Origin of the sequence: Streptococcus suis (assembly GCF_017601095.1) — a bacterium.
Lineage (GTDB): Bacteria > Bacillota > Bacilli > Lactobacillales > Streptococcaceae > Streptococcus > Streptococcus suis_Z.
In genome coordinates this window covers 1-26186 of the sequence record NZ_JAGFUX010000010.1, presented here as the reverse complement: position 1 = coordinate 26186, position 26186 = coordinate 1, and the positions used below count along the sequence as shown (strand labels likewise).

General features: G+C 44.4%; 21 protein-coding genes, 1 tRNA gene and 1 pseudogene. 2 read left to right on the top strand and 21 right to left on the bottom strand.

The genetic code is table 11. The annotated features are described in order from the left end of the window. Positions 1-165: 165 nt before the first annotated feature. The 20 genes from J5566_RS08615 to truA all read right to left on the bottom strand — a co-directional run bounded on the left by J5566_RS08615 (position 166) and on the right by truA (position 23305). Positions 166-4014, bottom strand: coding sequence for a sialidase domain-containing protein (locus J5566_RS08615; RefSeq protein WP_208562949.1), 3849 nt, complete (start codon positions 4012-4014; stop codon positions 166-168). 151 nt (positions 4015-4165) lie between these two features. After that, positions 4166-5830, bottom strand: coding sequence for a DAK2 domain-containing protein (locus tag J5566_RS08610; protein WP_208562948.1), 1665 nt, complete (start codon positions 5828-5830; stop codon positions 4166-4168). 2 nt (positions 5831-5832) lie between these two features. After that, positions 5833-6198, bottom strand: coding sequence for an Asp23/Gls24 family envelope stress response protein (locus J5566_RS08605; RefSeq protein WP_172044990.1), 366 nt, complete (start codon positions 6196-6198; stop codon positions 5833-5835). A gap of 152 nt (positions 6199-6350) precedes the next feature. Next, the gene (gene rpmB / locus J5566_RS08600) at positions 6351-6539 is read right to left on the bottom strand and encodes a 50S ribosomal protein L28 (RefSeq protein WP_001140948.1); all 189 of its coding nucleotides are present in this window, start codon (positions 6537-6539) and stop codon (positions 6351-6353) included. A 402-nt stretch (positions 6540-6941) separates the two neighbouring features. Next, the gene (locus J5566_RS08595) at positions 6942-7823 is read right to left on the bottom strand and encodes a class II fructose-bisphosphate aldolase (protein WP_208562947.1); all 882 of its coding nucleotides are present in this window, start codon (positions 7821-7823) and stop codon (positions 6942-6944) included. Positions 7824-7983: 160 nt separating this feature from the next. Beyond that, positions 7984-8069: transfer RNA gene (locus tag J5566_RS08590), tRNA-Leu, on the bottom strand. 71 nt (positions 8070-8140) lie between these two features. Then, positions 8141-9709, bottom strand: a complete 1569-nt coding sequence (locus tag J5566_RS08585) for an ATP-binding cassette domain-containing protein (RefSeq protein ID WP_208562946.1) — start codon at positions 9707-9709, stop codon at positions 8141-8143. A 133-nt stretch (positions 9710-9842) separates the two neighbouring features. Then, complete coding sequence (locus J5566_RS08580) at positions 9843-11450, bottom strand: CTP synthase (RefSeq protein WP_208562945.1); 1608 nt, start codon at positions 11448-11450, stop codon at positions 9843-9845. A gap of 158 nt (positions 11451-11608) precedes the next feature. After that, positions 11609-12196, bottom strand: coding sequence for a DNA-directed RNA polymerase subunit delta (gene rpoE, locus J5566_RS08575; protein ID WP_208562944.1), 588 nt, complete (start codon positions 12194-12196; stop codon positions 11609-11611). 196 nt (positions 12197-12392) lie between these two features. After that, positions 12393-15134 (bottom strand): pneumococcal-type histidine triad protein, encoded by a 2742-nt coding sequence (locus tag J5566_RS08570; RefSeq protein WP_208562943.1) that lies wholly within the window; start codon positions 15132-15134, stop codon positions 12393-12395. 12 nt (positions 15135-15146) lie between these two features. After that, positions 15147-16061, bottom strand: a complete 915-nt coding sequence (locus J5566_RS08565; RefSeq protein WP_208562942.1) for a metal ABC transporter solute-binding protein, Zn/Mn family — start codon at positions 16059-16061, stop codon at positions 15147-15149. A gap of 131 nt (positions 16062-16192) precedes the next feature. After that, positions 16193-17476 (bottom strand): trigger factor, encoded by a 1284-nt coding sequence (tig, locus tag J5566_RS08560; protein ID WP_208562941.1) that lies wholly within the window; start codon positions 17474-17476, stop codon positions 16193-16195. Positions 17477-17590: 114 nt separating this feature from the next. After that, positions 17591-18190, bottom strand: a complete 600-nt coding sequence (locus J5566_RS08555) for a DUF1349 domain-containing protein (protein ID WP_208562940.1) — start codon at positions 18188-18190, stop codon at positions 17591-17593. Between the two features lie 134 nt (positions 18191-18324). Next, a complete protein-coding gene (locus tag J5566_RS08550) occupies positions 18325-19161 on the bottom strand; it encodes an alpha/beta fold hydrolase (RefSeq protein WP_172095522.1) in 837 nt (278 codons plus the stop codon). An 11-nt stretch (positions 19162-19172) separates the two neighbouring features. Then, positions 19173-20174, bottom strand: coding sequence for an NADP-dependent oxidoreductase (locus tag J5566_RS08545; protein ID WP_208562939.1), 1002 nt, complete (start codon positions 20172-20174; stop codon positions 19173-19175). 74 nt (positions 20175-20248) lie between these two features. Beyond that, positions 20249-20677, bottom strand: a complete 429-nt coding sequence (locus tag J5566_RS08540; RefSeq protein ID WP_172003372.1) for an Rrf2 family transcriptional regulator — start codon at positions 20675-20677, stop codon at positions 20249-20251. Between the two features lie 108 nt (positions 20678-20785). Beyond that, positions 20786-21349 (bottom strand): TIGR01440 family protein, encoded by a 564-nt coding sequence (locus J5566_RS08535; RefSeq protein ID WP_208562938.1) that lies wholly within the window; start codon positions 21347-21349, stop codon positions 20786-20788. Continuing rightward, positions 21336-21815 carry an ECF transporter S component gene (locus J5566_RS08530; protein ID WP_208562937.1) on the bottom strand — a complete coding sequence of 160 codons (480 nt, stop codon included), beginning with the start codon at positions 21813-21815 and terminating at the stop codon, positions 21336-21338. The genes J5566_RS08535 and J5566_RS08530 overlap by 14 nt, the downstream gene beginning before the upstream one ends. Beyond that, positions 21805-22566, bottom strand: a complete 762-nt coding sequence (locus tag J5566_RS08525) for a bifunctional hydroxymethylpyrimidine kinase/phosphomethylpyrimidine kinase (RefSeq protein ID WP_208562936.1) — start codon at positions 22564-22566, stop codon at positions 21805-21807. Before J5566_RS08525 ends, J5566_RS08530 begins: the two co-directional genes overlap by 11 nt. Beyond that, complete coding sequence (gene truA / locus J5566_RS08520) at positions 22556-23305, bottom strand: tRNA pseudouridine(38-40) synthase TruA (RefSeq protein ID WP_208562935.1); 750 nt, start codon at positions 23303-23305, stop codon at positions 22556-22558. Before truA ends, J5566_RS08525 begins: the two co-directional genes overlap by 11 nt. A gap of 161 nt (positions 23306-23466) precedes the next feature. Between truA and perR the strand changes: the two genes are divergently transcribed. Continuing rightward, positions 23467-23928, top strand: a complete 462-nt coding sequence (gene perR / locus J5566_RS08515) for a peroxide-responsive transcriptional repressor PerR (protein ID WP_172066951.1) — start codon at positions 23467-23469, stop codon at positions 23926-23928. A 147-nt stretch (positions 23929-24075) separates the two neighbouring features. Next, positions 24076-25944 carry a heavy metal translocating P-type ATPase gene (locus J5566_RS08510; protein ID WP_208562934.1) on the top strand — a complete coding sequence of 623 codons (1869 nt, stop codon included), beginning with the start codon at positions 24076-24078 and terminating at the stop codon, positions 25942-25944. 51 nt (positions 25945-25995) lie between these two features. On the opposite strand, the pseudogene J5566_RS08505 reads toward J5566_RS08510, so the two are convergent. Beyond that, positions 25996-26186: pseudogene (locus tag J5566_RS08505) on the bottom strand (hypothetical protein); the annotation flags it as partial.

The window sequence follows — 26186 nt, the reverse complement described above, 5'->3', positions numbered from 1 at the left end:
AAACCTCCTTTTATCGTGTTTTTATATATAGAAAATGACCATTTTATCAATAGTATATTAACATATAGCATCATCGAGGTCAAGAAATACTACATCCATCTTCTTATTCAAAAAAACTTACCTAGATGAAACTAGGTAAGTTTTCATTTCTTTTAGAAAGTCAGATTAGCGAGTTCGTTTCCGGCGGTTCGCCAAGCCAGCTAATAGACCAAGACCTGTCAAACTCATCAAAAGTGCTTCTTGCGTTCCTGTGTTTGGCAAGGTCTTACCATCCGTCTTCTTCTCTACCTTACTTGTAGCTGGGAGACTGACTACAACTTCTGATGCCACTTCCTTATCCGCAAACAAAAGTTTTGGATCCAAACTTGGTCGGAAGTGTGTCAAGTTTTCATTCAGAACCAAGCCTCCGTCAAAGGCAGGTAGTTCGAAATAGGTCGCTTCACCCTTAGCTGTCACCAATTCTTCTGTTTCAACAGGTGTCGTAGGTTGTTCTCCTCCACCCTCAACAGGAGCAGGAGTCTCAACTTCTGTCACGGCTGCTGGATAAATCAAGGCAATCTTGCCCAGCTGCTCTGTTAGGATTACAATACTGTCACGGCTGACACCATCAATTTCAACAGGGGATTCTGTCACATCCAACTCAACCACTTCATTATTGTCCAAAAGAAGGAGAGCTTTGGCAGGAACCTTATCCCCCTCTTTCGGAATCACAAGAATAGCTGGAGCTGTAAGTGCAACCGTTTGGTCCTCAGCAGATTTGAGTTGAATATCCAAAACAGTATTGTCTGTATCTACCACTGCTGCATGATCACTGTTAATCACCGAAACTGCCAAGCTATGACTGGTCGCCAAGGCTTCTTCCAATTGCACCAAAACGCCGCTTCTCTCATCGCGGAATTCCTTGCTTGTTTCTACTTCCGCTGGTGTAGTTGGTGTGTCAACCACTTCAAACAATTGAACTTCTCGAACTGTCCACATGCGGTTGTCTTTTGTCGTTGCATTGGTATGGGCTTCAAGTGGAATAAATTCGATACGATCTGCTCGGACATCTTTTCCAAAACCAACCGCTACTTCAGCCGTTGCAAAATCAACAGAACGTTCACCTGAGTCAAACTGCAACTGGTCACCCAAGTAGGCCTTCACTTGGTACTTAGTCATGGTACCATTACCAGGAGTCCGTTTTGAAATCACCATTGAATGAACGGTTTTTTCAGTCGGCAAGGTTAAAGTGATAGTTTGTGGAAGCGAGTAGGACGGCTGGCCTTCAATCAACCACTTCAATTCTGTTACCGTAGACTTGTCACCATCCATCAAGTTTGCCAAGCCATAGCCACGTTCATCTTCAAAGACAGCTTGACCCGTTACACGAACTGTACGGCCGTCCACTTTCTTGATTTTCTGAACAGAAGAGCCATCCAGCGATTTAAAGATAGACAGTGGCAATTTTGCAATATTGGAAATATCACCTGACACCACCGCCACAATCGATTCCTTCCGATCTGCTGGGTTGATACGGAACAAGAGGCGATCCGTTGCCAATTGAGAAACGAACTCGAGTTGGTTACCATTAGTCAACAAGAGTCGAGGTTGGTTTACCGCTAAAATTGGCTTACTAAAAGTAAGAGCTACATAGCCATCCTTATAGTGGTCAACAGTCGTAATTTCTGTCGTCGGCAAACCATAGTCTTCCTGAGTTAAGTATTCCCAGTTAAATTGACGATAATAGAGACTGTAAGCATTTTGGTCTCCAGACTTATGCTCGTAAAGCAAGCCAAAGGTCCCGTCTTCCAATTCCTGGATAGAGTTGTAAGCAAACTCGCCATGTTGCAGAATTTGATGGTGTAACCAATTGAGGCTGCCATCTTCTCCTACTTCTGCGACACGGACATGACCATCAATCCGTTGGCGACCAGGGCCATTAGCATTAGCAAGAAGAACGTACTCTTTACCGTCACGCATCACTCGAATCGCAGACAATTGTACATAGGCGTCATGGACATCTGTCAAGGTTTCTAGGTCATTTTGCCAAGTCGCACCGCCATCTAAACTAGTCGCTACACGTACCTTGCCCTTCACGCCACGCATGAACATCTTCAACTGACCATTAGACAATTGAACAATTGTTGCTTCAGTACCTATTTCATTACCATTGTTCATGGTTGAAGCATGTAAAACTGTTCCATCAGCAAGTGTACGGTTATCGTTAAAGGTTTCCCCTGCAGACCAGGTCTCACCATGGTCATCTGAGTAGAAGACCATCGCTGATTGAGAATTCAAGTTCCCAGTATAGTTGATACCATACGCCGGCACAACCAGACGTCCCTTGTGAGGCCCCGCATGAAGCACAATACCTGTACCAGGTCCCAAACCAAGGAATTTCATGTACTCTTTTTTCACACTTGCAGTAATATCGCGCGGTCGAGACCAGGTCACACCGTCATCATCACTGTAAGAGAGCCAGATGTAGTTGTCCATGGCAACACGGAACATGCCATTGTTTTGCGTTTGGAAATAAATATTGCCAACTGGCTCTGTACCTTCTCCCTGATAAATATCACCAAGATTTGCAAAGGCTGGACTATTGTCATTGACATTTACACGGTACTCAGTCGCTTGACCTTGGGCATCGTAAATGCGACCATCTTCACGAACAGTATATGGGTCTGTCTCCGTACCACGATAAAGGTTGAGGTAAGTTTTGCCATCAATAACACTGTGTTCTGGTTTTCGATCATTTAAGTTACCAAAAAGAGCTTGACCTTCCGGGAACATATCGTAGATAGCAAAAATACGCTTGGTTGTTGGATCTTGCACCAAGGCTGTATCGATGGTTAATGGTGCACCAACATTGCGGTTTTGAGCATTTGGATTGTCCTTCAAATCGACAATCTTGATTGTATCACTCCATTGCTTCCCATTATCTGTACTGCGTTTGATAACTTGAGCGATATTGCCCCAGTCTCCAGAATGGTCATGTCGCTGGTCGCTCGCTGCAATCAAGGTTCCCTTATCTGTCTTGAGAAGGGCTGGGATTCGGAAACTTGCTACATTGTTTTCTGGGTTTTTCTGGTTACCACGCCCCCCTTCGAACACAGTGACCTTGTCAGTCAACTCAGAACCTTCGTTGAGGACATAAGGACTGTCTTCACGAACAAAGAGAGAGGAACGACGTGCGACTTCCTCGGCAGTCAAGGCTCGGTTGTAGAGTGTAAAATTGCGAATATCTAGTTTTGTCGCTGCCCAGGCATTGGTATTTGCCCGTTTGACTTCACCCAACTGAGCATAGCTCAAAGCTGTCGCTGAACCAAAAAGATCACTTCTAGCCGTTGCTGACTTGGACAGTTGACCATTAACATACATGTTAACAGCTACGGTGTTATCTCCAGTATTTTTTTGGTAGGTAAGAGCAATCGCATTCCACTCACCATTTCCTGCCCGCTGCGTACCTGAATCAATTAATACATTGCGTTGTCCTGCGCTACCAGTACGACTTTCTAAACCTGCTGTGCCATTATTGACAAAGAGAGCGGTGTATTCGTCTTTATGAGTCTGACTGGAGGTCGCAAATAAGTTAAAGAAGCCGTTGGCTTGGGCATTGTACTCTACATAGATTGTACCGCTTGTCGATTCCTTGACTGAGTCACGCACCTCTTCAGACAACTCCAAACGCTTGTTGCTGCTATTAAGTGCAACATTTTCCAATTTTGTCACTTCAAGGCTAGCAAACTCATTGGCAGATTCATCCGAAGGAAGCGCTTCCAAATTTACGTCTAAAGTAGGTAAGGACGCTTCTGCATCTTCTTCTGTAGTCGTTTCTGAAACTGCATCTACCTCACTTGGAGCAGGAGCTGATTCAGAGGTTGGAGTGACTTCTGTCAGGCGCGGTGTTGTTGTTTCAGCAACAATTTCATTTGCGTGAACACCACGTTGACCAACTAAAAAAGCTGCCAATACAACAGATGAGTATAAAGCAACACGTGGAAAAGCATTTTTCCCTTTGAGATTCTCAGGCATATGACCCTCCTTTTTGATAATGATTGAATCACTTTTTGAAAACTACACTTTCAACAATATATTAACATATATCGATAAGAAGAGCAAGTCTTTCTCAAATGGAAGTTGAAAAATAAGACAGAAAAAAATCCCCTCACTCGAGGGGACTTGCTTATTCAACACTGAAAAGATAGGGATAGACTGGTTGATTTCCTTCATGGATTTCGACCTCGACATCTTCAAATTGTTCTTCTAGCTGTTCAGCAAGAGTTTGAGCCAATTCTTCATCACCATCTTCACCAATGTAGATCGTCACGATTTCGCTGTCTTCATCCAACATTTTCTCAAAGGTAGCAACAAGTGTTTCCATCATATCTGGATTGGACACTACAATCTTGCCATCAACCATACCAAGGTTATCATTCTCATGGATTTCAAGACCATCGATGGTTGTATCACGGACCGCAGTTGTCACGCTACCACTTTTCACTTCTGCAAGCGATGCTGTCATGGCTTCAAAGTTGCTTTCCAATTCACGACTTGGATCAAAGGCAAGCAAGCTAGTGAAGCCTTGTGGTAGAGTCTTGGTTTCTACAACCTTAACCGCCACTTCAGCAACTTCAGCAGCAGATTGGGCTGCCATGAGAATGTTTTTGTTGTTTGGAAGCAAGATGACGTTACGAGCATTGACCAATTCAATAGCATTGACAAAGTCTTCTGTCGAAGGGTTCATGGTCTGACCACCTGAAATCACATAGTCAACCCCTTGTGATTTGAAGATCTCTGTCAATCCTTCTCCAGCTGCAACAGCGATAATGCCGTATTCTTTTTGCTCAGCTGGTTTTTGGTAAGCTTCTTCTTTTTCAACTTGCGCTTCATGTTGTTCACGCATATTGTCTACTTTTACCTTGACTAAGCTACCATATTGGAGACCTGCTTGCATAACCAAGCCTGGATCTTCTGTATGGACGTGAACTTTTACAATTTCATCATCATTGACTACAAGGAGTGAATCGCCTAGGTCGTTGAGGTAGTTACGGAATTCTTCATAATCAAAGTCTTTCACATAGGTAGGACCTTGGCGAAGGGCAACCATGATTTCCGTACAGTAACCAAAAGTAATGTCCTCAGTCGCTACATGACCAGCAACTGACTTGTGGTGTTCTGCATTAATCATTTCTGTCATGACTGCTGGAGTTGCTTCAAAATCCTCAGAAGCAATGTATTCACCAGTCAAAGCTGACAAGAAACCTTCGTAAATATAAACAAGACCTTGACCACCAGAGTCAACAACCCCAACTTCTTTCAAGACTGGAAGCATATCAGGTGTTTTCTTGAGGGCACGGTTGGCACCTTCAAGGGTTGCACGCATGACTTCAATGGCATCATCTGTTTCTTCTGCTTTTTTTAGGGCAGCCGTCGCTGCACCACGAGAAACGGTCAAAATGGTACCCTCAACTGGCTTCATAACGGCCTTATAAGCCACTTCTACACCATGTTGGAAGGCCTGTGCCAAATCCTTACCATCTAATTCAACCTTGCCTTTAACAGACTGGCCAAAACCGCGGAACAATTGTGACGTAATAACGCCAGAGTTTCCGCGAGCACCCATGAGTAAACCTTTTGATAAGATTTGAGCGACTTCACCAACTGTATTTGCTGGCTTATCCGCAACTTCTTTGGCACCATTTGTAATGGTCATGCCCATGTTGGTTCCAGTATCACCATCTGGTACCGGAAATACGTTTAATGAGTTTACATATTCAGCTTGTTTATTCAATCGAGTAGATGCTGCCTGCACCATTTCTTGGAATAAACTGGTAGTAATTTTAGACACAATTATTCTCCTACAACTTTGATATTTTGGATATAAACGTTGACCGCATCAACTGCAATGCCCAATTGGTTTTCTAGGTTAAATTGAACACGCTCTTGGATGTTGCGGGATACTTCACTGATTTTCACGCCATAGCTCATAACAGTGTAAACGTCCACCACGATTTGTCCTTCTTCTGTTGTTTTAATGACAACACCTTTGGAATAATTTTCTTTTCTAAGAAGAGCTTGGAAATTATCCTTAAGGGCAGATTTGCTAGCCATGCCAACGACACCGAAAATCTCAGTCGCTGCACCACCAACAACCGTTGCAATGACTTCATCTGTCAATTCAATTTGGCCATCTTTGGTATTGATCTTAACCGTCATATTTTGTTACCTCAAATAGTTTTATCACTCCATTTTACCACATTTTCAGCTTTCTGTAAAAAACAAGCCTGTGACAACGGAAGAGATAGACCAGAAAACGGAAAACTGCAAGAAAAAAATGACCCTCGAGAGTCATTTCCTTCTATGCTATGTTAAACGCGTTCTACTTTGCCTGATTTAAGAGCACGAGCTGAAGCCCAAACTTTTTTAGGTTTACCGTCAATCAAAACAGTAACTTTTTGAAGGTTTGGTTTAACTGCGCGTTTTGTTTGGTTCATAGCGTGTGAACGGTTGTTACCTGATACAGTCTTACGACCAGTGAAATAACATACTTTAGCCATTTGTATCTTCCTCCTCATTTGATCAAATATAACGGATGTGCTAGCACCACATACCATACTATTCTAACAGAAAAGAATGAAGTTGGCAAGGAATATTTTTTCTTTTTTCACTCTTCTTGCCTAACCTCTGATAATCATCGAAAGTACACCATTATTACTTCTCGTCTAGTCCACATGCCATTTATTGAACCCCCCTTGGTTCATTCGAAATTACTAGGTTTCTATTCCCAAAATAACAAAAAAAGAATTTTCAATCGAAAATCCTTTTTTTGTTACGCTTTCTTTGCTCAAAATCAGAGATTTTTCGCAGAACAATTAAACTTTATTTGCTCAAAATCAGAGATTTTTTCGCAGAACAATTAAACTTTATTTGCTCAAAATCAGAGATTTTTCGCAGAATTATTAAGCCTTGTTCGCTGAACCGAATACGTCGATACGCTCTTCAACAGATGCTTGGATAGCTTTTACGCCGTCAGCCAAGAATTTACGTGGGTCAAAGAGTTTTTTCTTGTCGTATTCTGCTTCGTTTGCTTCATAAGCTGCTGCAAACTTACGAGTTGCGTTTGCAAATGCGATTTGGCACTCAGTGTTAACGTTAACTTTAGCAACACCCAATTTGATTGCTTCTTGGATTTGTGCATCTGGAATACCTGAACCACCGTGCAATACGATTGGGAAACCTGGTACAGCTTCTGTCAATTTACGCAAGTGGTCAAGGTCAAGACCTTCCCAGTTTTCTGGGTATGGACCGTGGATGTTACCGATACCAGCTGCCAAGAAGTCAATACCAGTTGCAACCATTGCTACTGCATCTTCGATTGGAGCCAATTCACCAGTACCAACGATACCGTCTTCTTCACCACCGATAGTACCAACTTCAGCTTCAACTGAGATACCTTTAGCGTGTGCCAATTCTACAACTTCTTTTGCTTTTGAAAGGTTTTCTTCTACTGGAAGGTGTGAACCGTCAAACATGATAGAAGTGTAACCAACTTCGATACACTCAAGTGCATCTTCGTAGTGACCGTGGTCAAGGTGAATAGCAACTGGAACTGTGATGTTCATTGACTCGATCAAGTTTGCGATCAAGTTGCGAGCTACTTTGTAACCACCCATGTACTTAGCTGCACCCATAGAAGTTTGGATAAGAACCGGAGCTTGTTTTGCTTCTGCTGCACGCAAGATAGCTTGAGTCCACTCAAGGTTGTTTGTGTTAAATCCACCAACTGCATAACCGTTGTCACGCGCTGCTTGGACAAATTTTTCTGCTGAAACTAATGGCATTCTAAGAGCCTCCTAATATTTTTTGGGAGTCATCCCCCATACCCTCTTATTTTAACACGATTCTCAAAAAAATGCTAGCTGAAACTGTATCCGTATGAGAAAATTTTCACATAACTTTCAGGCACAAAAAAAGACTGGTTAACCCAGTCTGAAAGTTCTATGCGGAGAGAGGGACTTGAACCCTCACGACCTAAAGCGGTCACAGGATCCTTAATCCTGCGCGTCTGCCAATTCCGCCATCCCCGCTGAACACTAGATAAGTATATCACGGGGTAATACCCTTGTCAACACTTTTTTGAAAAAAAAGTTCATATTTATTACTTTCTTCTCTCCAGCACCACTATCTGATCATAGTCTGCCTCATGATATGAACGATGACTAATATGAATGACCATTGTCCCCTCCAAGTCAAGCAGGGCTTGTTCCACCATGGCAAAGGTCCGATCATCTAAACCTGAAAGGGATTCATCTAGGAGCAAGACTGGTTTGTGGAGCAAGAGGGTCCGCACCAAGGCCAAGCGTTGTTGTTGCCCACCTGAAAGAGTTGATTCTGCATCAAATAGCTCACTTTCCAACTGCTGACGACTTGCAAAACGTTGTCCCAAGCCTACCAACTGCAACCAAGTAAGAACCTCCAACTCGTCAATATCCCTTCCCAAACTAATATTCTCCCAGATGCTGGCATGGAAGAGTTTCACTTTTTGTGGCAGAAAGGCAAGATTAGCTTGAACCACCTCTTCTCCCACTTCCTTCAAAGGCTGCCCATTCAGATAGACCCCTTCATCACCCTGAACCATTTGTCCCATCAGGAGGTAAGCTAAGGTCGATTTACCTACGCCGCTCTCTCCCTGAATCAGATACTTCTTCCCAGGCTCAAAGTTTAGACTCAACCCCGAAAACAGGGGAATTCCCTCTATAGAAAAAGAAAGATTGCGCACCTGAAGAGAGGTGAATGGGTCTTTGATTTTTTTGGAAAAATGCGGAGCTGATTCCTGTTTTAAGAGCCGCTCACGTAGATCACGAACAGAAGCCATATCTGCGATAGACGATGCAATCAAACTAATCGGCATGGTCAATTCTAAAGAAATACTATAAATTGCCACCAAGGCTCCTACTGTCATTTGTCCTGCCAAAATCCTTTGACCTCCCAAAAAGAGAATCAGAACCGTCAATAGATAGAAGAACAAACCGGATAGGACATTCAACAAGGCTGATAGAAAAGCCCTCCGGTCTTCCAGTTGATAGATTCGTTTGTATTGATCATTTGTCTTGTCAGAAAAATACTGGCTACGATTGGCATTTTTGATAATGGCTAGACCTGAAAGGAGGTCATTGAGCAGAATCTGATAGACAGCCTTCTCCCGCGAGATGGCCTCCTGAACCCTTTGCCGACTATTTTGAAAAAGGTAGGGTAGCCCAATCGGTACCAAGGTCAAAAGCAGGATTGCTATGGATACCTGGCTATCCAAACCAAAGAGAGCCAGACAGGCAAACAAGAAGGACACCACTCCTTGATAGAGGGAAAACAGGGTATCATAGTAGAGTTCCTTGACCATCTCGCTATCATTATGAATAGCTGAAACCCGTTCCGCTACTTCTGATTGCTTGAGCAAGCTGGGCCCCTGCAAAAAACGATTGACTAGAGTAGCCTGAATCTTGTAGCCAACCCTATTCAAAAACTGCTGATTACAGACTTGACGAACAAACTCTGCTAGCAGCATCAAGCATAAAATCGCAAGCAACTGCCAAATCTGTACCATAAAACCAATCTTATCCCCACTAGTTAGACTATCGGTTATTCCTGCTAATTGGTAGTTAAAGAGCACGTTTAATCCTGCTACCAAGCTAATCGCCACCAATGTCGCGATAAAATGAAGACTCCTCACTCCTTCTCCCTCCTTTTCCTAGATCACTCATTACACATATTAAAAAGCTTAACAGAATCCACCAATTCGTCAAGCCTTGCTCCAAAAAGTTGAGCATCCTAAGGGTGCTCAACTCAAATGCGCTTGTCAATACTTATTTGCTTTCATTCTCAACTGCAGCTGTGACAAAGGCAGTATAGAGTCCTTCAGGACGATTTGGTCGAGATTGGAGTTCTGGGTGATACTGACAGGCCACAAAGAACTTGTTCTCAGGAATTTCAACAATCTCAACCAAGCGGTTGTCTGGCGATACACCAGAGAAGACAAAACCAGCTTCTTCAAATTGCTGACGGAAGTCATTGTTAAACTCGTAGCGGTGGCGGTGGCGACGCTGGACAACTTCTTGGTTGTCATAGGCTGCAGCAGCCTTGGAGCCTCGTTTGAGCTTGCTTGGATAGAGGCCAAGGCGGAGGGTACCGCCCAAGTCTTCCACGCCAATTTGATCACGCATGATGTCAATGATTGGGTATTTGGTTTCTGGATCCAACTCAAAACTATTGGCTCCATCTAATCCAAGAACGTGGCGAGCAAATTCCACACAGGTCAACTGCATGCCCAAGCAGACGCCTAACATAGGCACATCATTCTCACGCGCATAGCGAATGGCCTGGATTTTTCCTTCGGTACCGCGTTGACCAAAGCCACCAGGTACGATGATTCCTTGGGCTTGTCCAAGTCGGTCAGCTACATTTTCTGCTGTCAGGTCATTGGCATTGACCCAATCCAACTCAATCGCAGCATCGTTGGCGTAGCCTGAGTGTTTCAGGGCTTCTACAACTGAAATGTAGGCATCTTGGAGCTCGACGTATTTTCCAACAAGGGCAATCTTAACTGTTTTCTTGAGGTTCAAAACCTTTTCAACCATGGCAGACCAGTCTGTCATATCTGCTGGTGGCACATCCAATTTCAAATGGTCACAGACAATCTGGTCCATATTTTGTGCCTGCATGTTGAGTGGAATCTGGTAGAGGTGTTCAACGTCTAATGATTCAATGACCGCTTCTGGTGCCACATCACAGAATTGGGCTAGTTTATTTTTAATACCTTGACCAGCTGGCTGTTCTGTCCGAATCACCAACATATTTGGTTGAATACCAAGTCCACGCAGTTCTTTAACCGAATGCTGGGTTGGTTTGGTTTTCATTTCTCCTGCCGCCTTGAGGAAAGGTAAGAGGGTGGTGTGGATATACATGACATTATCAGAGCCAACATCTGCCTTCATCTGACGGAGGGCTTCAAGGAAGGGTAGACTTTCAATATCTCCGACCGTGCCACCGACTTCTGTAATGATAACATCCGCATCGGTGGTCCGAGCTGCACGTTTAATTTTATCTTTCAAAGCATCCGTGATATGTGGAATCACCTGTACCGTTGCTCCTAGGTACTCTCCCTTACGTTCTTTGCGAAGGACTTCGCTGTAAATTTTACCAGTTGTGACGTTTGAATACTTGTTGAGGTTGATGTCGATGAATCTCTCATAGTGACCAAGGTCCAAGTCTGTTTCTGCACCATCATCTGTTACAAACACTTCCCCGTGTTGATAAGGACTCATGGTTCCTGGGTCGATATTGATGTAGGGATCAAATTTTTGGATGGTAACTTTCAATCCTCTGTTTTTCAAGAGGCGGCCCAAACTTGCTGCCACAATCCCCTTACCAATTGATGACACGACGCCACCTGTTACAAAAATATATTTTGTCATGCAAACTCCTCCTCTGATGTCTTCTTAATGACGGGGTGTTTTTTTAACGATCTTGAAGAAAAAACAAAAATAGCTCCCTATTGACTAGGGAGCTCCGACCTCAAAAGAGGTGCCCGATATTATCTTATCGTAAAACCAAAGGCTTGTCAATGAAAAATCTATGCTTCGTCGATGACTTCCTCGTCTTCTGAAAATTCATCGTCTTCTTCGTTCAAATCAACTTCTTCATCAACCAAGTCATCATCCGTGATGATTTCATTGATCTCTGAGTCATATGATTCTACTTCGTCTTTTTCATCGTCTGGATTTTCATCATCGTAACTTGAATCAGAAGCAGCGTCATAACCATCTTCATCTTCTGGATCGTCATTACCGTAGTCGATGGCATCTTCATCACCATCCATGAAGGCATTGACACGTTTTTTCTTGCGTTTTGGTGCATCCTCATCATCTTCTTCAAGGGTGATGACTTCTTCATCGATTTCATCGATTGCATACCATGAACGAAGGCCCCATTTGTTTTCTCCTAGCGGAATAAAACTGCCATCCACATTCAAATCTGAATAGAAGGTTGGCAAGGCTGCACGAATTGCGCTGTTTGATTTTTCAAGGTAGTTTTGAATTTCATTGACCAAATCATTGAAGTACATTTCATTGTCACGGCCACGTTCTTCCAAAATAGCACGCGCCACTTCAATCATGGAAAGTTCACTTTTTTCTTGTCCTGCAAATACGTTTAATTCCAAGGCTCTTCTCCTTTTTTGTCTTTCCTTTCTATTTTACGCTAAAACTGCTAATTAGTCAAAGAATAGTCCACTTTTTCAGAAAAGAAAAGTCCAGTTGGCTTTGCCAAACTAGACCTTCTTGCTGGGATAACCCAACATCCTCCAAAATGGTCGGTAGTGCTTGCTAACCATTTCGGGGAGTGCAAAAGCTATTTTTTTATTCTGAGACAGAATCTAGTACCTTCTCTGGCTTGCTTTCAGTTGAATCTGTCAGGACTGGAACTGGTTCATCAGCTACTGCCGGTTCGCTAGCTGCCTCTTCGCTAGCTGGTTTAGCAACTGGCTCAGCATCCGATGGTGATGCACTTGATGGAGCAGTCTCACTCTTGGATTCTTGCGCTTGATTGCTTGTTGATGTACCGCTTGCCTCTGTTGTTTCCTCAGGAGTGAAGCGTTGGGCAGGCGTTGCAATAATCGAAGAAGTGCTTGGCTGAGTTGTTGCTTCTGTTGGTTTTGCAGGCTGGGCAGGTGCTGATTGAGTTGCCTCTAGCAAGGCTTCTGCTGGTGCCAATTCCGTTTGCGGATGGAGAGCAGCTTTTTCCACTCGGTAGAAACCTGAACCATCTGGTCTCGGGATACGGAAGGCCGTTTGAGAAACCTTGGTTTTTGGATCGACAACATCTTGTGGATCAAAAATGTATCCATCCTTGGTTGTAAATTTACCAGCCGCCTTGGCAGCTTCAATTTCCTCATAACTGTGGACAATCTGCCAATTCTTCAAGCCTTTCCGTTGCTCTTGCGGTGTTACACGTTTGGCCAACTCATCTCTATCACGCTTTTCTAATAGTGCTTGAACCGCAGCCAATTCCTGACTGGAGAGCTCGCTCTTTTTCACTGAACGCAGGCTATCATCATCTGCACGTGGCAGACTAAATGCATCACGGAAGACAAAACTTCTAGGATCCAATACATCCTCAGCCGCAAAGATATAGCCATCAGCTGTCGCAAATCGCCCTTGGGCACGAGCTGCCCCCACCTCTTCTGCTGTATGGACAATCTGCCAATTTTTCAAACCAGCCCTCTTATCTGGTGCTGTCGCATTGAGAATCGGTGCCAACTGGTCTGCGGCTTCATCATGACTATGACCGCTGCTGGTCCAAGCTGCAGGACGAACTTCAGGATGACGCATGAGGTACTTGATGGTCGCAATCTGTTCCTTGTTCAACCAGGTATATGGCAGGACATGGATGTGGTCAATATGCGGAATGACAAAGACTTCCCCGGTATCATAGGTGGCATTTCCACCACGCATTGGAAGCTTATGGATTGGCACAAGCGGAGCCGGTGTCAAATCCCCCTCTTTAGCAGGGCTGACATCAAATAGATAGGACGGATCTTTCTCCATCAAGCGCAATTCAGCAAATGAAATCTTCATCAAATCTAATTCCTGACGAGCGAAGAAATAAGACTTGCCATCCACTTCCATCCAATAGCCCACCTGTCCTTGATGACTGGCTTTACGTGAGACTGCCTGACTGTCAAATTCAGGGCGATTTTCAGGGTTTCCTTGTCCTTCTGTCGCTGGAGGGGTTACTGGTTTTGATGGAGCCGTTGTCGAATGGCCACCAGCATTGGCCTGGGATTTTTCAGCCAACCATGCTGCAACTTCCTTCAATTCAAATTCTTCTAATTCACCAAAGCCAACATAATGGAAATGATCTCCATGGCTTGCAATTAAACCATGTTCATTAACAGAGGTAATCGAAGCCTTGCTGAATTGATAGCCATCACTAGTGAAGTAAGCTTTGCCATCCAAGCCCTTACCATAAACAGCTATCGGACGCCCCTGCCACATACGAGTTTGTTGTTTGGCAGTTCCTGTCGGCTTGGTTTGACTAATTGGCAAGGTTGGACTTGGTGTTGGATTAGAGTGAACCTGATGACTAGTAGCTTGGTGTCTAGTACCACCATTTGCCTGGCCGATGCTTGCACCACTTGTGCCAATCATTCGGGCAATCTTTTCCTCCAAGGCAGACATCTGACTGTAAGGAATAAAGTGGAAATGATCTCCGTGGGGCACAATTACACCGGTGGCTGTTTTTTTACTGATAGCTCTTGGATCAAAGACCAAACCATCAGCTTCGACATGACGCTCAGATAAAGGGGTACGGTCCAATTGGGCCAACAAGGAAGCTAAGTCTTGGCCTGCTCCAATAGCAGCTACTTCTTGTCTTCTTGCCTCAGTCGGGCTAGACTGACTCCCTTGTCCAGATTTTCCTGCCCAGACAGCCTGTGCTGCCTTAAGTTCTTCTGGCGACAAATCTTTTTTGGGAATAAAATGGAAATGACTGCCATGGGGAACTATATAGCCATCTCCTGTATCTTCGATGACGTCATTTGGATTGAAAACATAGCCATCGTCTGTGGTATAGGGACCTGTTTTTCCTTGACTAGCCGCCCGTCCCTGCTCAGCTTTTTTCCCAGTAATTTCCTGCTGACTAGCAATCTCCTCCTTGGTACGAATGTTGTCACGCTTGCTTGAATCGGTCAAATAGACATAATACTTGCCATCTACCTTGATAACATAGCCATTTTTCACTTCGTTAACGATGTGGCTTTGGTCCAAAACATAGTTCGGGTCAAGCATCAACAATTCTTCGCTAAAAATAGAATCGAAAGGAACCTTACCATTGTAATAATGGAAGTGGTCTCCATGCGATGTGACATAGCCTTGATCTGTGATTTTCACAATAATCTGTTCCGCATCAATCCCTTCTTCTGCGGAGACCTGGTCAGGAGTCTTGGTTTCTGTAACCACTGCACCTTCTTGCTCCTCTGACTCAACATAGGCGATTTGATGTTGTGTACTTAAGTTGGCTTGATATTGGCCTAAAAAATAGCCACACAAACCTGCACCAACCGTTGCTGGAAGTACCAGCTGAATCCATTTCTTTTTCATTCCTTCTCCAATCTACTTTAATTCTTTCGCTAAGGTGTCAAGCACCACTTTTAAATTTTCTAAATAAGAAGCTGCATTTTCTGGGTCTGCCTCTAAGGGATCCAAGACTTTCAGCTCTACACCTGTTTCTTTAGCAAGGGTTTGCGCCATCTTATCGGACATCCCTTTTTCTACAAAAATGATCCTCACCTGATAATCTTCCACAAACTCTTTGATTTCTGCTAGCCGTTTGGGGCTCGGCTCTTCTTCAGAAACCCCTGCAATTCCCAATTGCGTTAAGCCAAAACGATGAGCCAGGTAAGAAAAAGCCGTATGCTGAGTCACAAAGGTCTTGGAAGTAACCTTCTCAAAGATTGGCTTATAGGTCTGATAGAGTTGTTCTGCTTCCTTGGCAAATGCTTCTGCATTCTCATCGTATCCCTGAGCATGGTCTGGATCTTGCTCACCTAGGAGCTTGGCGATTTCTCTAGCTTCGTCAGCAACTAAAAGAGGATCTAACCAGGTATGGGGATCATAGAGACTGGCCGGATCCTGACCTTCCGCCACTTCTACCTCTTCCAAACCAGGTACCCGCATCAACTCTAACTTGGTAGATGCTTCTAAAACCTTCACTGAAGACCCTTGCAAATTGGGATCCAAACGCTTAGCCCAGGATTCTAAAACTCCCGAGTGATAAATAAAGACATCTGCATCATAAATCGCACGAACATCGCCAGCAGACGGCTCATAGGAATGAATACCCGACCGCGAACCGATCATTCGCACCTGATTGCGCTGGCCTGAAACAGACTTGACCATTGAATAAATCGGGTAAAAACTTGTAACAATGTTCAAGCCCTCCTTCTCTTCCGGCTTGGGCTGAAGCTGACAGGCTGCCAACAAACAGGTCAAAGCCAAACAGAGAAAGCTAAATAATTTCTTTTTCATAGTTCCTCCTTTGAAAATGATTAATTAGTTAAGTTTATATCACAAAATAATTAACCAGTCAAGTTTATAGTGAAAAAAATAGCAAAAAAAACACAAAAAAAGAAACCAGTCTAAACTGGCTTCCTAATTTATTATTTTACAGTTGCAGTGCTAGTAATTACTTCTACAGCTTTCTTCACAGCGATGTCGTGTTTGAGCATTTCTGGTGAAAGCAAGCTACGAACTTGTGCCACTTCCATCTTGTAAGTTGCTGCCAAGTCTTCGATTTCTTTGTTGATTTCTTCTTCAGTTGCTTCGAAACCTTCTGCTTTAGCTACTGCTTCAACAACCAAGTTAGTCTTAGTACGTTTTTCAGCATCTGCTTCGTATTGTTTATGAAGGTCATCACGAGTTGTACCAGTGATTTGGAAGTACATATCTGGTGAGATACCTTGTTGTTGCATACCACCCAAGAACTCATTGATCGCACGGTGAACTTCTTCGTGGATCATTTCTTCTGGCAATTCAACGATTTCAGCGTTTTCTACAGCCAATTCAAGAGCTGCTGATTCAACTGCATCGTCAAAGGCAACTTCTTTTGCTGCTTCCAATTCTTTGCGGTATTTAGCTTTCAACTCATCAAGTGTTTCTACTTCTTCGTCGATGTCTTTTGCCAATTCGTCATCCAAGGCTGGAACTTCTTTTGCTTTTACTTCGTGGATTTTTGTTACGAAGAGGGCTGGTTTACCAGCAAGGTCTGCTGCTTGGTAGTCTTCTGGGAAAGTCACTTCAACGTTTACTTCTTCACCAGCTGCGTGGCCTACCAATTGTGCTTCAAAACCTGGGATGAATTGACCCGAACCAAGTCCAAGTGAGAAGTTTTCGCCTTTACCGCCGTCAAATTCTACACCGTCGATTGAACCAACGAAGTCGATAACAACTGTGTCGCCTTCAGCTGCTGGTCCTTCTTTGATGACCAATTCAGCCAAGTTGTTGCGTGCAGCTTCGATTTTTGCGTCAACTTCTTCGTCTGTTACTTCTTTAGTAGCTTCTACTGAAACTGCCAAGTTTTTGTAGTCACCCAATTTTACTTCAGGTTTGGTCACAACTTCAGCAGTGATTGTCCAGTCTTGACCTTTTTCCATAGACACAACGTCGATTTTTGGTTGTGCAACTACTTCAAGACCAGCTTCTGCAACAGCTGCTTCATAAGCTGCTGGTAACAATGCATTTACAACATCTTGGTAAAGTGCTTCTTCACCAAATTTTTGGTTAAATACGGCACGTGGCAAGTGACCTTTACGGAAACCTGGAAGATTGATATCTTTCTTAACTTTGTTGAAAACGCGGTCCAATTCTGGTTTGATGGCATCTTGACCGATTGTGAAAGTCAAAACGCCGCGGTTTGTTTCTTTTGCTTCAAATGATACAGACATTCTGTCATTCTCCTTAAAATTTTATTGCATACTCTTCATTATAACACAATTGACAAGGATTTCAACGATTTTATAACGGACTTTTGGGAAATAGCAGAGCTTCTGCCCAATCCTCTAGTCGGGTTGTTGACCGTCATGGGCTAGCCATTTGCAGTCTGTCAAGGTCATTTCTGTAAAGACCGCTTCAAAAGAAGAGTCTTCTGGTGAACAGGCATAGATACCAAAACGAATTTTCCCGCCGCCTTCAAGTAAGTGGCAAATCCGCATCTGCTCAAAATGGACACCGTCTTTAGAGTTTTCGATGCAGAAATCGCTGCCCCGTCGGCTCAAACGGTAGTAAATTGACTTGACAGAAGCAGGACTTTCCTGGGTCGCCCAGTCTGAAAAGCCCTGATTGGTCACAACACTACCCAAGTGCTGAAAATCTTCATTTTCATACTCAATCGAGCCCTTAATCCAGTTTTCCGAGTCCTGATAGACTACTACACCGCACTGATCGAAACGAGTATGGCTATTGGAAAAATCCGTCTTAACCGTAAAGGAAAAATACTCTTCCTCCGTGTCCATCAAGAGCAGGGGAGCATTATCATTGACAAAATGGTAGTAGGTCTTCTGCCACAAGTCTGTGTGGGCTTGGGTTGTGATTCTGATTTCCTTATCTGAAATCTGGTAGTTTTCTGGTTCTCGTACCCAGTAAAAATCCTTGATATTCATGTGATTTCCTTTCGTTTTAGATTATTATACAGAAGAAAGATAAGGATGACAAGTAACTCAATCAACTCTTTCAAGAGCAAGCTGGGGTGATTTTGGGGACTTTGCAGGCCTTGTATCATCAAGAGTAATAGGGACTATTCCTCCAAAAATGCGATTAACTCTTTTGAAAACTCTTCTGTGTACTGGAAGATAGATCCGTGACCCGCATTTGGATAGATGATCAGTTGGCTGTTTTTGATTTTCTCATGCATGATATAAGAGTTCTCAGTCGGAACTTGCATATCCTTGTCACCATTGACGATCAGCGTTGGTTGCGTGATAAAGGCCATATCTTCTTGAGGATCTCTCCCCCAGCGTTTGATAGCCTTCAGTTGTGTTAAAAATCCTGGGATGTTCATGTCCTTGTCTGCATACTCGGCTTTTCTTTCTCCCATACGCCCCAAAACTTTTTCAGCTTCCAGTAGTCCTGCTTTATCATGGTTGTAGAAGATGTAGCGTTTTGGATCCACACGCTCTAGACCAGCTTTCAGCATATAGCGGAAGGTTTTTCCTGTCACCTTATCGACTTCTACACCACCACGAGGACCTGTTCCTGCTAGAATCAAGCGGTTAACCATTTGACTATCAAGACGGACGATTTCTTGGGCAATAAAACCACCCATAGAAAGACCGAGTAAGTTAATTTTCGTATGCCCCAAGGCCTTGATAATAGCATGAGCCTGCTCTGCCATTCCTGGAATAGTAGGAGCTACCTTGCCTTGACTGGCTCCGACGCCAGGCAAATCAAGAACAATGACATGCTCTTTTTCAGCTAGTAAGTCTAGCAATTTTGGATCCCAGTTATCCAAGGTTGCGGCCAAGTGGACTAACATAACTAAGGGCAGTTTAGACTTGCCCTTGCCTAGTTCACGGTAGGCAATCTGATTGCCCGCGACAGTAATGTATTGATTTTTAGTTGTGATATAAGACATAAGTACTCCTACTATTTAAAACTGAGGACAGTTTTTCCACATGAGCGACCGTTTGCGACCTTGTCCAAGGCTGCATTGACTTCTTCAAATGGATAAACGGTATCGATAGACGGTTTGATTTCTAGTTTGCTGAAAATATCTGCTACTTCTTGTAGCTGTTGACCATTGCTTTCTACGAAGATGAAATGGTAGTGCACACCGTAGCTTTCCGCCATCTTGTCAAACTTGCGACCAACCAAACCAAAGAGGAATTGTTTCCATTTTGGTAGGTTCATACGTTTGGCAAATTCGCCATTTGGCATAGCACGGAGGGAAACCAACTGACCGCCTTTTTTCATAATCGACATTTGTTTTTCGGTTTCTGCACCGCCAAGTGTGTCCAGTACATAGTCGATTTGGGAGAGGGTTTTAGTGTAATCTTCTGTCTTGTAGTCGATAAACTGGTCGGCACCCAACGCCAATACCCGCTCTGCATTTGCCCCATCACCGTTGGTAATAACCGTCAAACCCTTGGCTTTAGCAATGGGAATGGCCATCCCGCCGACACCGCCTGTCCCGCCTGAGATGAAAATGGTCTTGCCAGCCTCTGCACCCATGAGGTTAAGAGCTTGCATAATAGTTAGGGCCGTAAGAGGAACAGCAGCCGCTTCCACATCTGTCAGATAGGCAGGAACTTTAGCAAGGGCAGCAGCCTCCACCGCTACATACTCGGCAAAGGCACCGATAGTGTCGAGGGGAAGACGACCAAAGACACGGTCGCCAACTGCAAAATTGGTCACGCTTGAGCCGACTTCTTCCACCAAGCCAACGACCTCATTGCCCGCTGTTTGTGGCAATTTGTAAGGGACGATCATCTTGACATCTCCACGAGAAATCATGTTGTCCAAAGGATTGACACCTGCCGCTGTCACTTTGACAAGGACCTGGTCTGGTTTGATGTTCGGTTTAGCAATGTCTGTTAGGTTTAGTGCGATATTGTTTTTGTTGTAAGATGTGTGTTGTGCTGCTTTCATGGTTTACTCCTTTTTAAATGACTTGTATCTGATACAAGTCCAAGTTGTGCGAAATAGAAACTGACTTGTAAAAGTCAGTTGGATTTTTTTGCCTCTTGATACAAGTTAGCAATGACCTGGGCCAAGCTTTCTTGGGATAATCTATCCTGCAAATCCTGCTCAATGGTCGCAAAGATTGGCTGGACAGCCCCTGCAATGTGCCGACCAACTGGGCAGGATTGATTGGCGTGTTGGTGCTGCTGAAAGAGCTGGATATGCGTGACTTCCTGGGTGGCATAGTAGATGTCCAGGAGGCTGATGTCCGACGGATCCTTGCTCAACTCATAGCCAGCCTTGCCCTGCTGGGACTGTATGATGCCTGCATTCTTCAAGAGAGCGATGACCTTGCGGATATAACTGGCATTGGTACCGACACTGGTTGCCAAGGCCTGCGACGTCATGACATCACTACTCTCGCTAATCATGGTCAAGATATGCAAAGCTACTGAAAATTTGGTATCCATGGAAATCCTCCCTTTGAACTTGTATCAACCACAAGAACAAGTTTAGCAAAAAGAAATCTACTTGGCAAGGATTTTGTATTCAAAAAAATCACAACCTTCTGGCTGTGATTAATTTTTCCGTATCTTATCTTCCTGATAAGCCGCACGAGCTCCACCGATTAGTTTTGGGCGGCTGGCAAGGGCGGTGACATGGGCCTGACCAATCTCACGCAGGCTAGGCCTAATCGGAACTTGGACATGCTTGATGTGCATGCCGATAGCTGTGTCGCCGATGTCTACACCAGCCTGAGCGGTGATAAACTCGACTTCCACCGGGTCCTTCATATACTTGAAGGCCGCCAACTGTCCTGAACCACCTGCATGCAGGGTGGGTAAGACATTGACTATTTCCAAGTCCTTCTGGATTGCCAATTCCCGCTCCACCACCAAGGCTCGATTGAGGTGTTCACAGCCTTGGACAGCTAGATAGATACCTTTTGGCCCCAGGATTTCCAAGATGGTTTCAACAACCACCTCACCAACTTCCAGACTAGAATTTTTGCCAATTTGCCCACCAATGACCTCACTAGAAGATAAACCAAGGACAAAAATTTGCCCCTTTTGAAGATTGCTGAGTTCTAGGACTTCTTCGACAACTTGCTGGGTTTGAACTTTGATCTTATCGAGTGACATAGCCAATAGCTCCACTTTTCTCAACTAATTTAGCCACTGAAAACCCTAAGCCCATCCCGACAAAGTTTTGCATGCTATTGCCAAAAACACTTTCAATGGCTTTGAGGTCATTAAAATAAATCCGAGATGCTAGGTAGTAGCCCCCAACCATAGAGAGCGTAGCCAAGACTAAACCGAGGATCCGTTTCTTGCCTGTCCAACCAGCAAAATAACCCTGAGCTCCGTGGAAGACTAAACTAAAGAATGCCCACTGGGGATAGCCCAGCAAGAAATCTATCAAGAGTCCAGATAAACCGCCGACAATAGCTCCTTCTTTCTTGCCCAAGTAAAAGGCTGTAAAGTAAACTCCCACATCCAAAAGTGTGACAAAGCCTGATAGGGTCGGTATATGGACATGGGCCAAGACCAAGGTCAAGGCTGTTAAGATGGCTAATAATACTAATTCTTGTGTTTTTTTATTTCTCATATTGAATCACCCCATAATCATCTGATTTTTCAATTGCTGCATGAACAAAGTCCTTGGATAGTCTGACTGCCTCTAAAGGATCTTGACCCAGCAAGAGCTGACTGGCAATGCTGGACGCAAAGGTACAGCCTGCCCCTACATTGTTTTCTGACAGAAGCGGCGATTCCAGCACCACTACTTCCTGACCGTCGTAGAAAACATCGACAGCCTGCTGGCCACCCAAGCGATTGCCCCCCTTGATGACCACCGACTTGGCTCCTAAGTCATACAAGGCTACTGCCGCCTGCTTCATCTCCTCCACCGTTTTGATGTCTTTTTGGAGCAATAGCTGAGCTTCTGCCAGATTTGGCGTGATGATGCTGACATAGGGAAGGAACTTCAAGAATTCATCTCGCAACTGGCTGACCTCAGTATCATGCGTTTCCTTGCAGACCAAGACTGGATCCAAGACCACAGGAATCTCCTGGTGAGCCTTGATAAACTCCAAAGCCTGCTCTGCTATGTCCACCGTGGGAAGCAAGCCGATCTTAATCGCAGAAAAGGACACATCCTTCAAACTAGCCAGCTGCTGGGCAAACACCGCCGCATCTGTCGGAATGACCTCGAAGCCTTTTTCCGTCATAGCTGTCAAGCAAGTCACGGCCACAAAGCCATGCAGCTTGTGGACAGCGTAGGTGGTCAGATCCGCATGGAGACCGCCACCGCTGAAAATATCGTTGCCCGAAAGCGCCAAAATATACTTAGTCTTCATAGATAATCTCCTTTAGATAGAGGCCATTTCCTGCCGCAGTCGGTCCCGCCAAACCACGATCCTTTTCTGCTAAAATCCTTTTAATCTGCCCAACAGGCATGCGACCGTTACCAATTTTCAGTAAGGTCCCAACCATATTCCGCACCTGCTTGTACAAAAAACCGTTGCCCGAAAAAGTAAAAATCAAGAACTGCCGCCGCTGGTCGTATTCCATACTTGCCGCCGTAATGGTCCGCACCTTGTCCTCGACCGAGGTCCCTGAAGCCGTAAAGCCTGTAAAATCATGGGTCCCCACCAAATCCTGAATGGCTTCTTCTATCAAGCTCAAATCCAAATCATAAGGATAAAAGGTCGCATAGTGCCGCATCATGGGATTCTTAGGCCTCCCAATATCCACCAAAAACTCATAAGTCTTGCTGTGCTTGGCATAGCGGCAATGAAAATCATCCGCCACCTGCTCCACCCGAACCACATCAATATCCTCAGGGGTTTGAGTATCTAGGGCAAAGCGGAGCTTCTCAGGTTCTCGACTGCCAGCCAAGTCAAAATGAATCACCTGACCATAAGCGTGCACTCCTGCGTCTGTCCGCCCCGCACCATGCACTATCACCGGCTGGCCGCTATTCAATCTTACTAACGTTTTTTCGATTTCTTCCTGAACCGTACGAGCATGGGGCTGGCGCTGAAAACCAGAAAAATCATGGCCGTCGTAGGAAATAATTGCCTTGTATCGTGTCATGTTCTGATTGTAGCACAAGCAAACTTAGAAAAACAAGGCTATAAAACAACAACTGTCCTAGCACAGATTGAAGTGACAACTTCAGTCATTGACAGCTTTCCAAAAAAAGAATATAATGAAGGAAATAATTAGAATTATTATAAAAAGAAAAGGAGGCCGGAATGGAGCTACATTCTCACCTGAATGCAGAAAACCAAACTGCCTTTGAGCATGTTATTCAACACTTAAAGGAAAAAGGTGTTCGCATTACAGAGACACGTAAGGCCGTTGTAGCCTATATCATTGAAAGCGACGATCACCCAAGTGCTGAAATGATATATAAAGACCTCCTGCCCAACTACCCTAACATGAGTTTGGCAACTGTCTATAACAATCTCAAAGTGCTCTTAGAAGAAGGATTTGTCACTGAACTCAAGCGGACCAATGACACAACAACCTATTATGATTTCATGGGCCATGAACATCTCAATGTCATCTGCGAAAAATGCGGGAAGATTACCGACTTCATGGACGTAGAAATTCCTAGCCTCAAACGCGAAGCCCACGAACAAACGGGTTACAAGATTACCAAGGAAGTCTTATCTATTTATGGTATCTGCCCCGACTGTCAACTCAATAGCTAGAAAGCAGCCACTGGCTGTTTTTTCTTTTTTCTTTGAATTGTCTGAACAATCTTATTTATAATTATTCTAAAAAACTCTTGACATTCTATTTAGAACTGTTATAATTAACTTATCAAAACGATAATGATTATAAATAAGGATAAAACTATGACTCATGTAAGCAATCTAAAACAGCATCTTCACATCATAACCACTAGCCTCTGTCTCTTCTTCATCTTAGTAGGCATTCTCTTGCTCCACTCAGAATTAGGCTTAGCTCCCATTTTCTTTCTCCTAGCCTTTGTTATCGGCGGCTACCAGTCTGCCAAGGAAGGACTGACGGAATTGTTTGTGGACAAGCACCTGTCTGTTGACCTCCTCATGATTTTGGCGGCGATCGGCTCTGGCCTCATCGGCTACTGGATGGAAGGAGCCCTGCTCATCTTCATCTTCTCCCTGTCTTCTACTTTAGAAGAATTGGCCATGGAAAAAAGCAAGAACGCTATCGCTGCTCTCATGAACATGACACCTCCAACTGCTCGTAAAATCGAGGAAAATGGTGACATCACTGTTTTGGATACGGCAGCCATTCGCATCGGCGACCTCCTACAAGTCCGTAAGGGCGACACGGTTCCACTGGATGCGACTCTCATCAGTCCTCAATCCATCTTTGACGAATCCATGATTACAGGCGAGCCGCTCCCTGCGGAGAAAATGGCTGGACAGGCTGTTATCGGCGGCACCATCAACCAAGGGCCAACTGTGACCGTTCAAGTTACGGCTGAGAAAGGAGATGCCCTCTTCGATAAAATCGTCCAGATGGTCGAAAATGCCCAAGAATCCAAATCAAAAACTGCGACTTTCATTGAAAATATGGAAGATACCTATGTCAAGGTTGTCTTGGTGGTGGTACCGCTCTTTATCCTCTTTGCTCATTTTGCACTGGGCTGGGACTGGTTGACCGCCTTTTACCGTGGCATGATTCTCTTGACCATCGCTTCTCCATGTGCACTTGTGGCTTCATCTTCACCGGCTACCCTTTCTGCCATCAGCCGTGCGGCACGTAAGGGCATGATTATCAAGGGTGGTGACATTGCGGACAATATCGCCAATCTAGAAGCAATCGTCTTTGACAAGACGGGTACCCTAACCATTGGTAAACCTGAAGTTGTAGGTGTAACCTATCTTGGCGATGAAAAACTGATCAAGGAAGTTGTTCAGGCAGTTGAAAAACAATCTAGCCATCCCATCGCTCAGGCTCTGATGACCTATACGGCTGACAGCTCTGCTATTGCCCTCCAAAGCCTAGAAGATGTGACCGGAAAAGGCTTGGTGGCAAGCTATGAGGGCGACAGCTGGAAAATCGGTAAGGCGGGATTTGTGGTAGACAGCCTGGTGAGTCCTCTGTCTACTGACCTGCTGGCACAAATTGATGAGGCGGAAAGTACTGGGAAAACCCTGGTCTATGTTAGCCAAAATGATGTGCTGGCAGCGATCTTCATGGTGGAAGATAGTTTGAAACCTGAGAGCAAGCAGCTGATTGCTCAGTTGAAAGAGATGGGGGTGACACCAATTCTCTTGACGGGCGACCAAGAAAAGACGGCTTCTTACGTGGCTAGTCAAGTCGGTATTGATCGAGTCATTGCCAACTGTCTGCCGACGGATAAGGCTGCTGTTATCCAAGAACTACAAACCGAGTTTGCGTCAGTCGGCATGGTCGGAGACGGAATCAACGACGCTCCCGCCCTGGCTCAAGCCAATGTCAGCTATGCAATGGGAAGCGGTACGGACATCGCTATGGAGTCGGCTGACATCGTGCTCATGGAAGACCTGACTCGGATTCCTTACTCCATACGTCTTTCTAAGAAAATGCGGGGCATCATCAAACAAAACATCATCTTTGCCCTATCTGTCATTGCCCTTCTTATCATTTCCAACCTCTTCCAGTCCATCAACCTGCCACTGGGCGTGGTGGGCCACGAAGGATCAACGATTTTGGTGATTTTGAACGGGTTGAGACTCTTGTATTTTAAATAACAAAATAGGCTGGGCCCAAGCCCAGCCTAATCTTTTTGTAAAAAATTTGTATCACATATTGAACCAGATAGAAATATCCTCATCGGATATATAGTGTTTCCAAGCAACAGAAAAGCCGAATAAATGTTTATAGTCTTCAATCCAGTTACAGTAATAGGGGATCCCTAAGATATCTTCATCCACTTCATTTTCATAGTAGGAATAGGGATGGGCTACAATGCCAATATCATAATCACCAACTT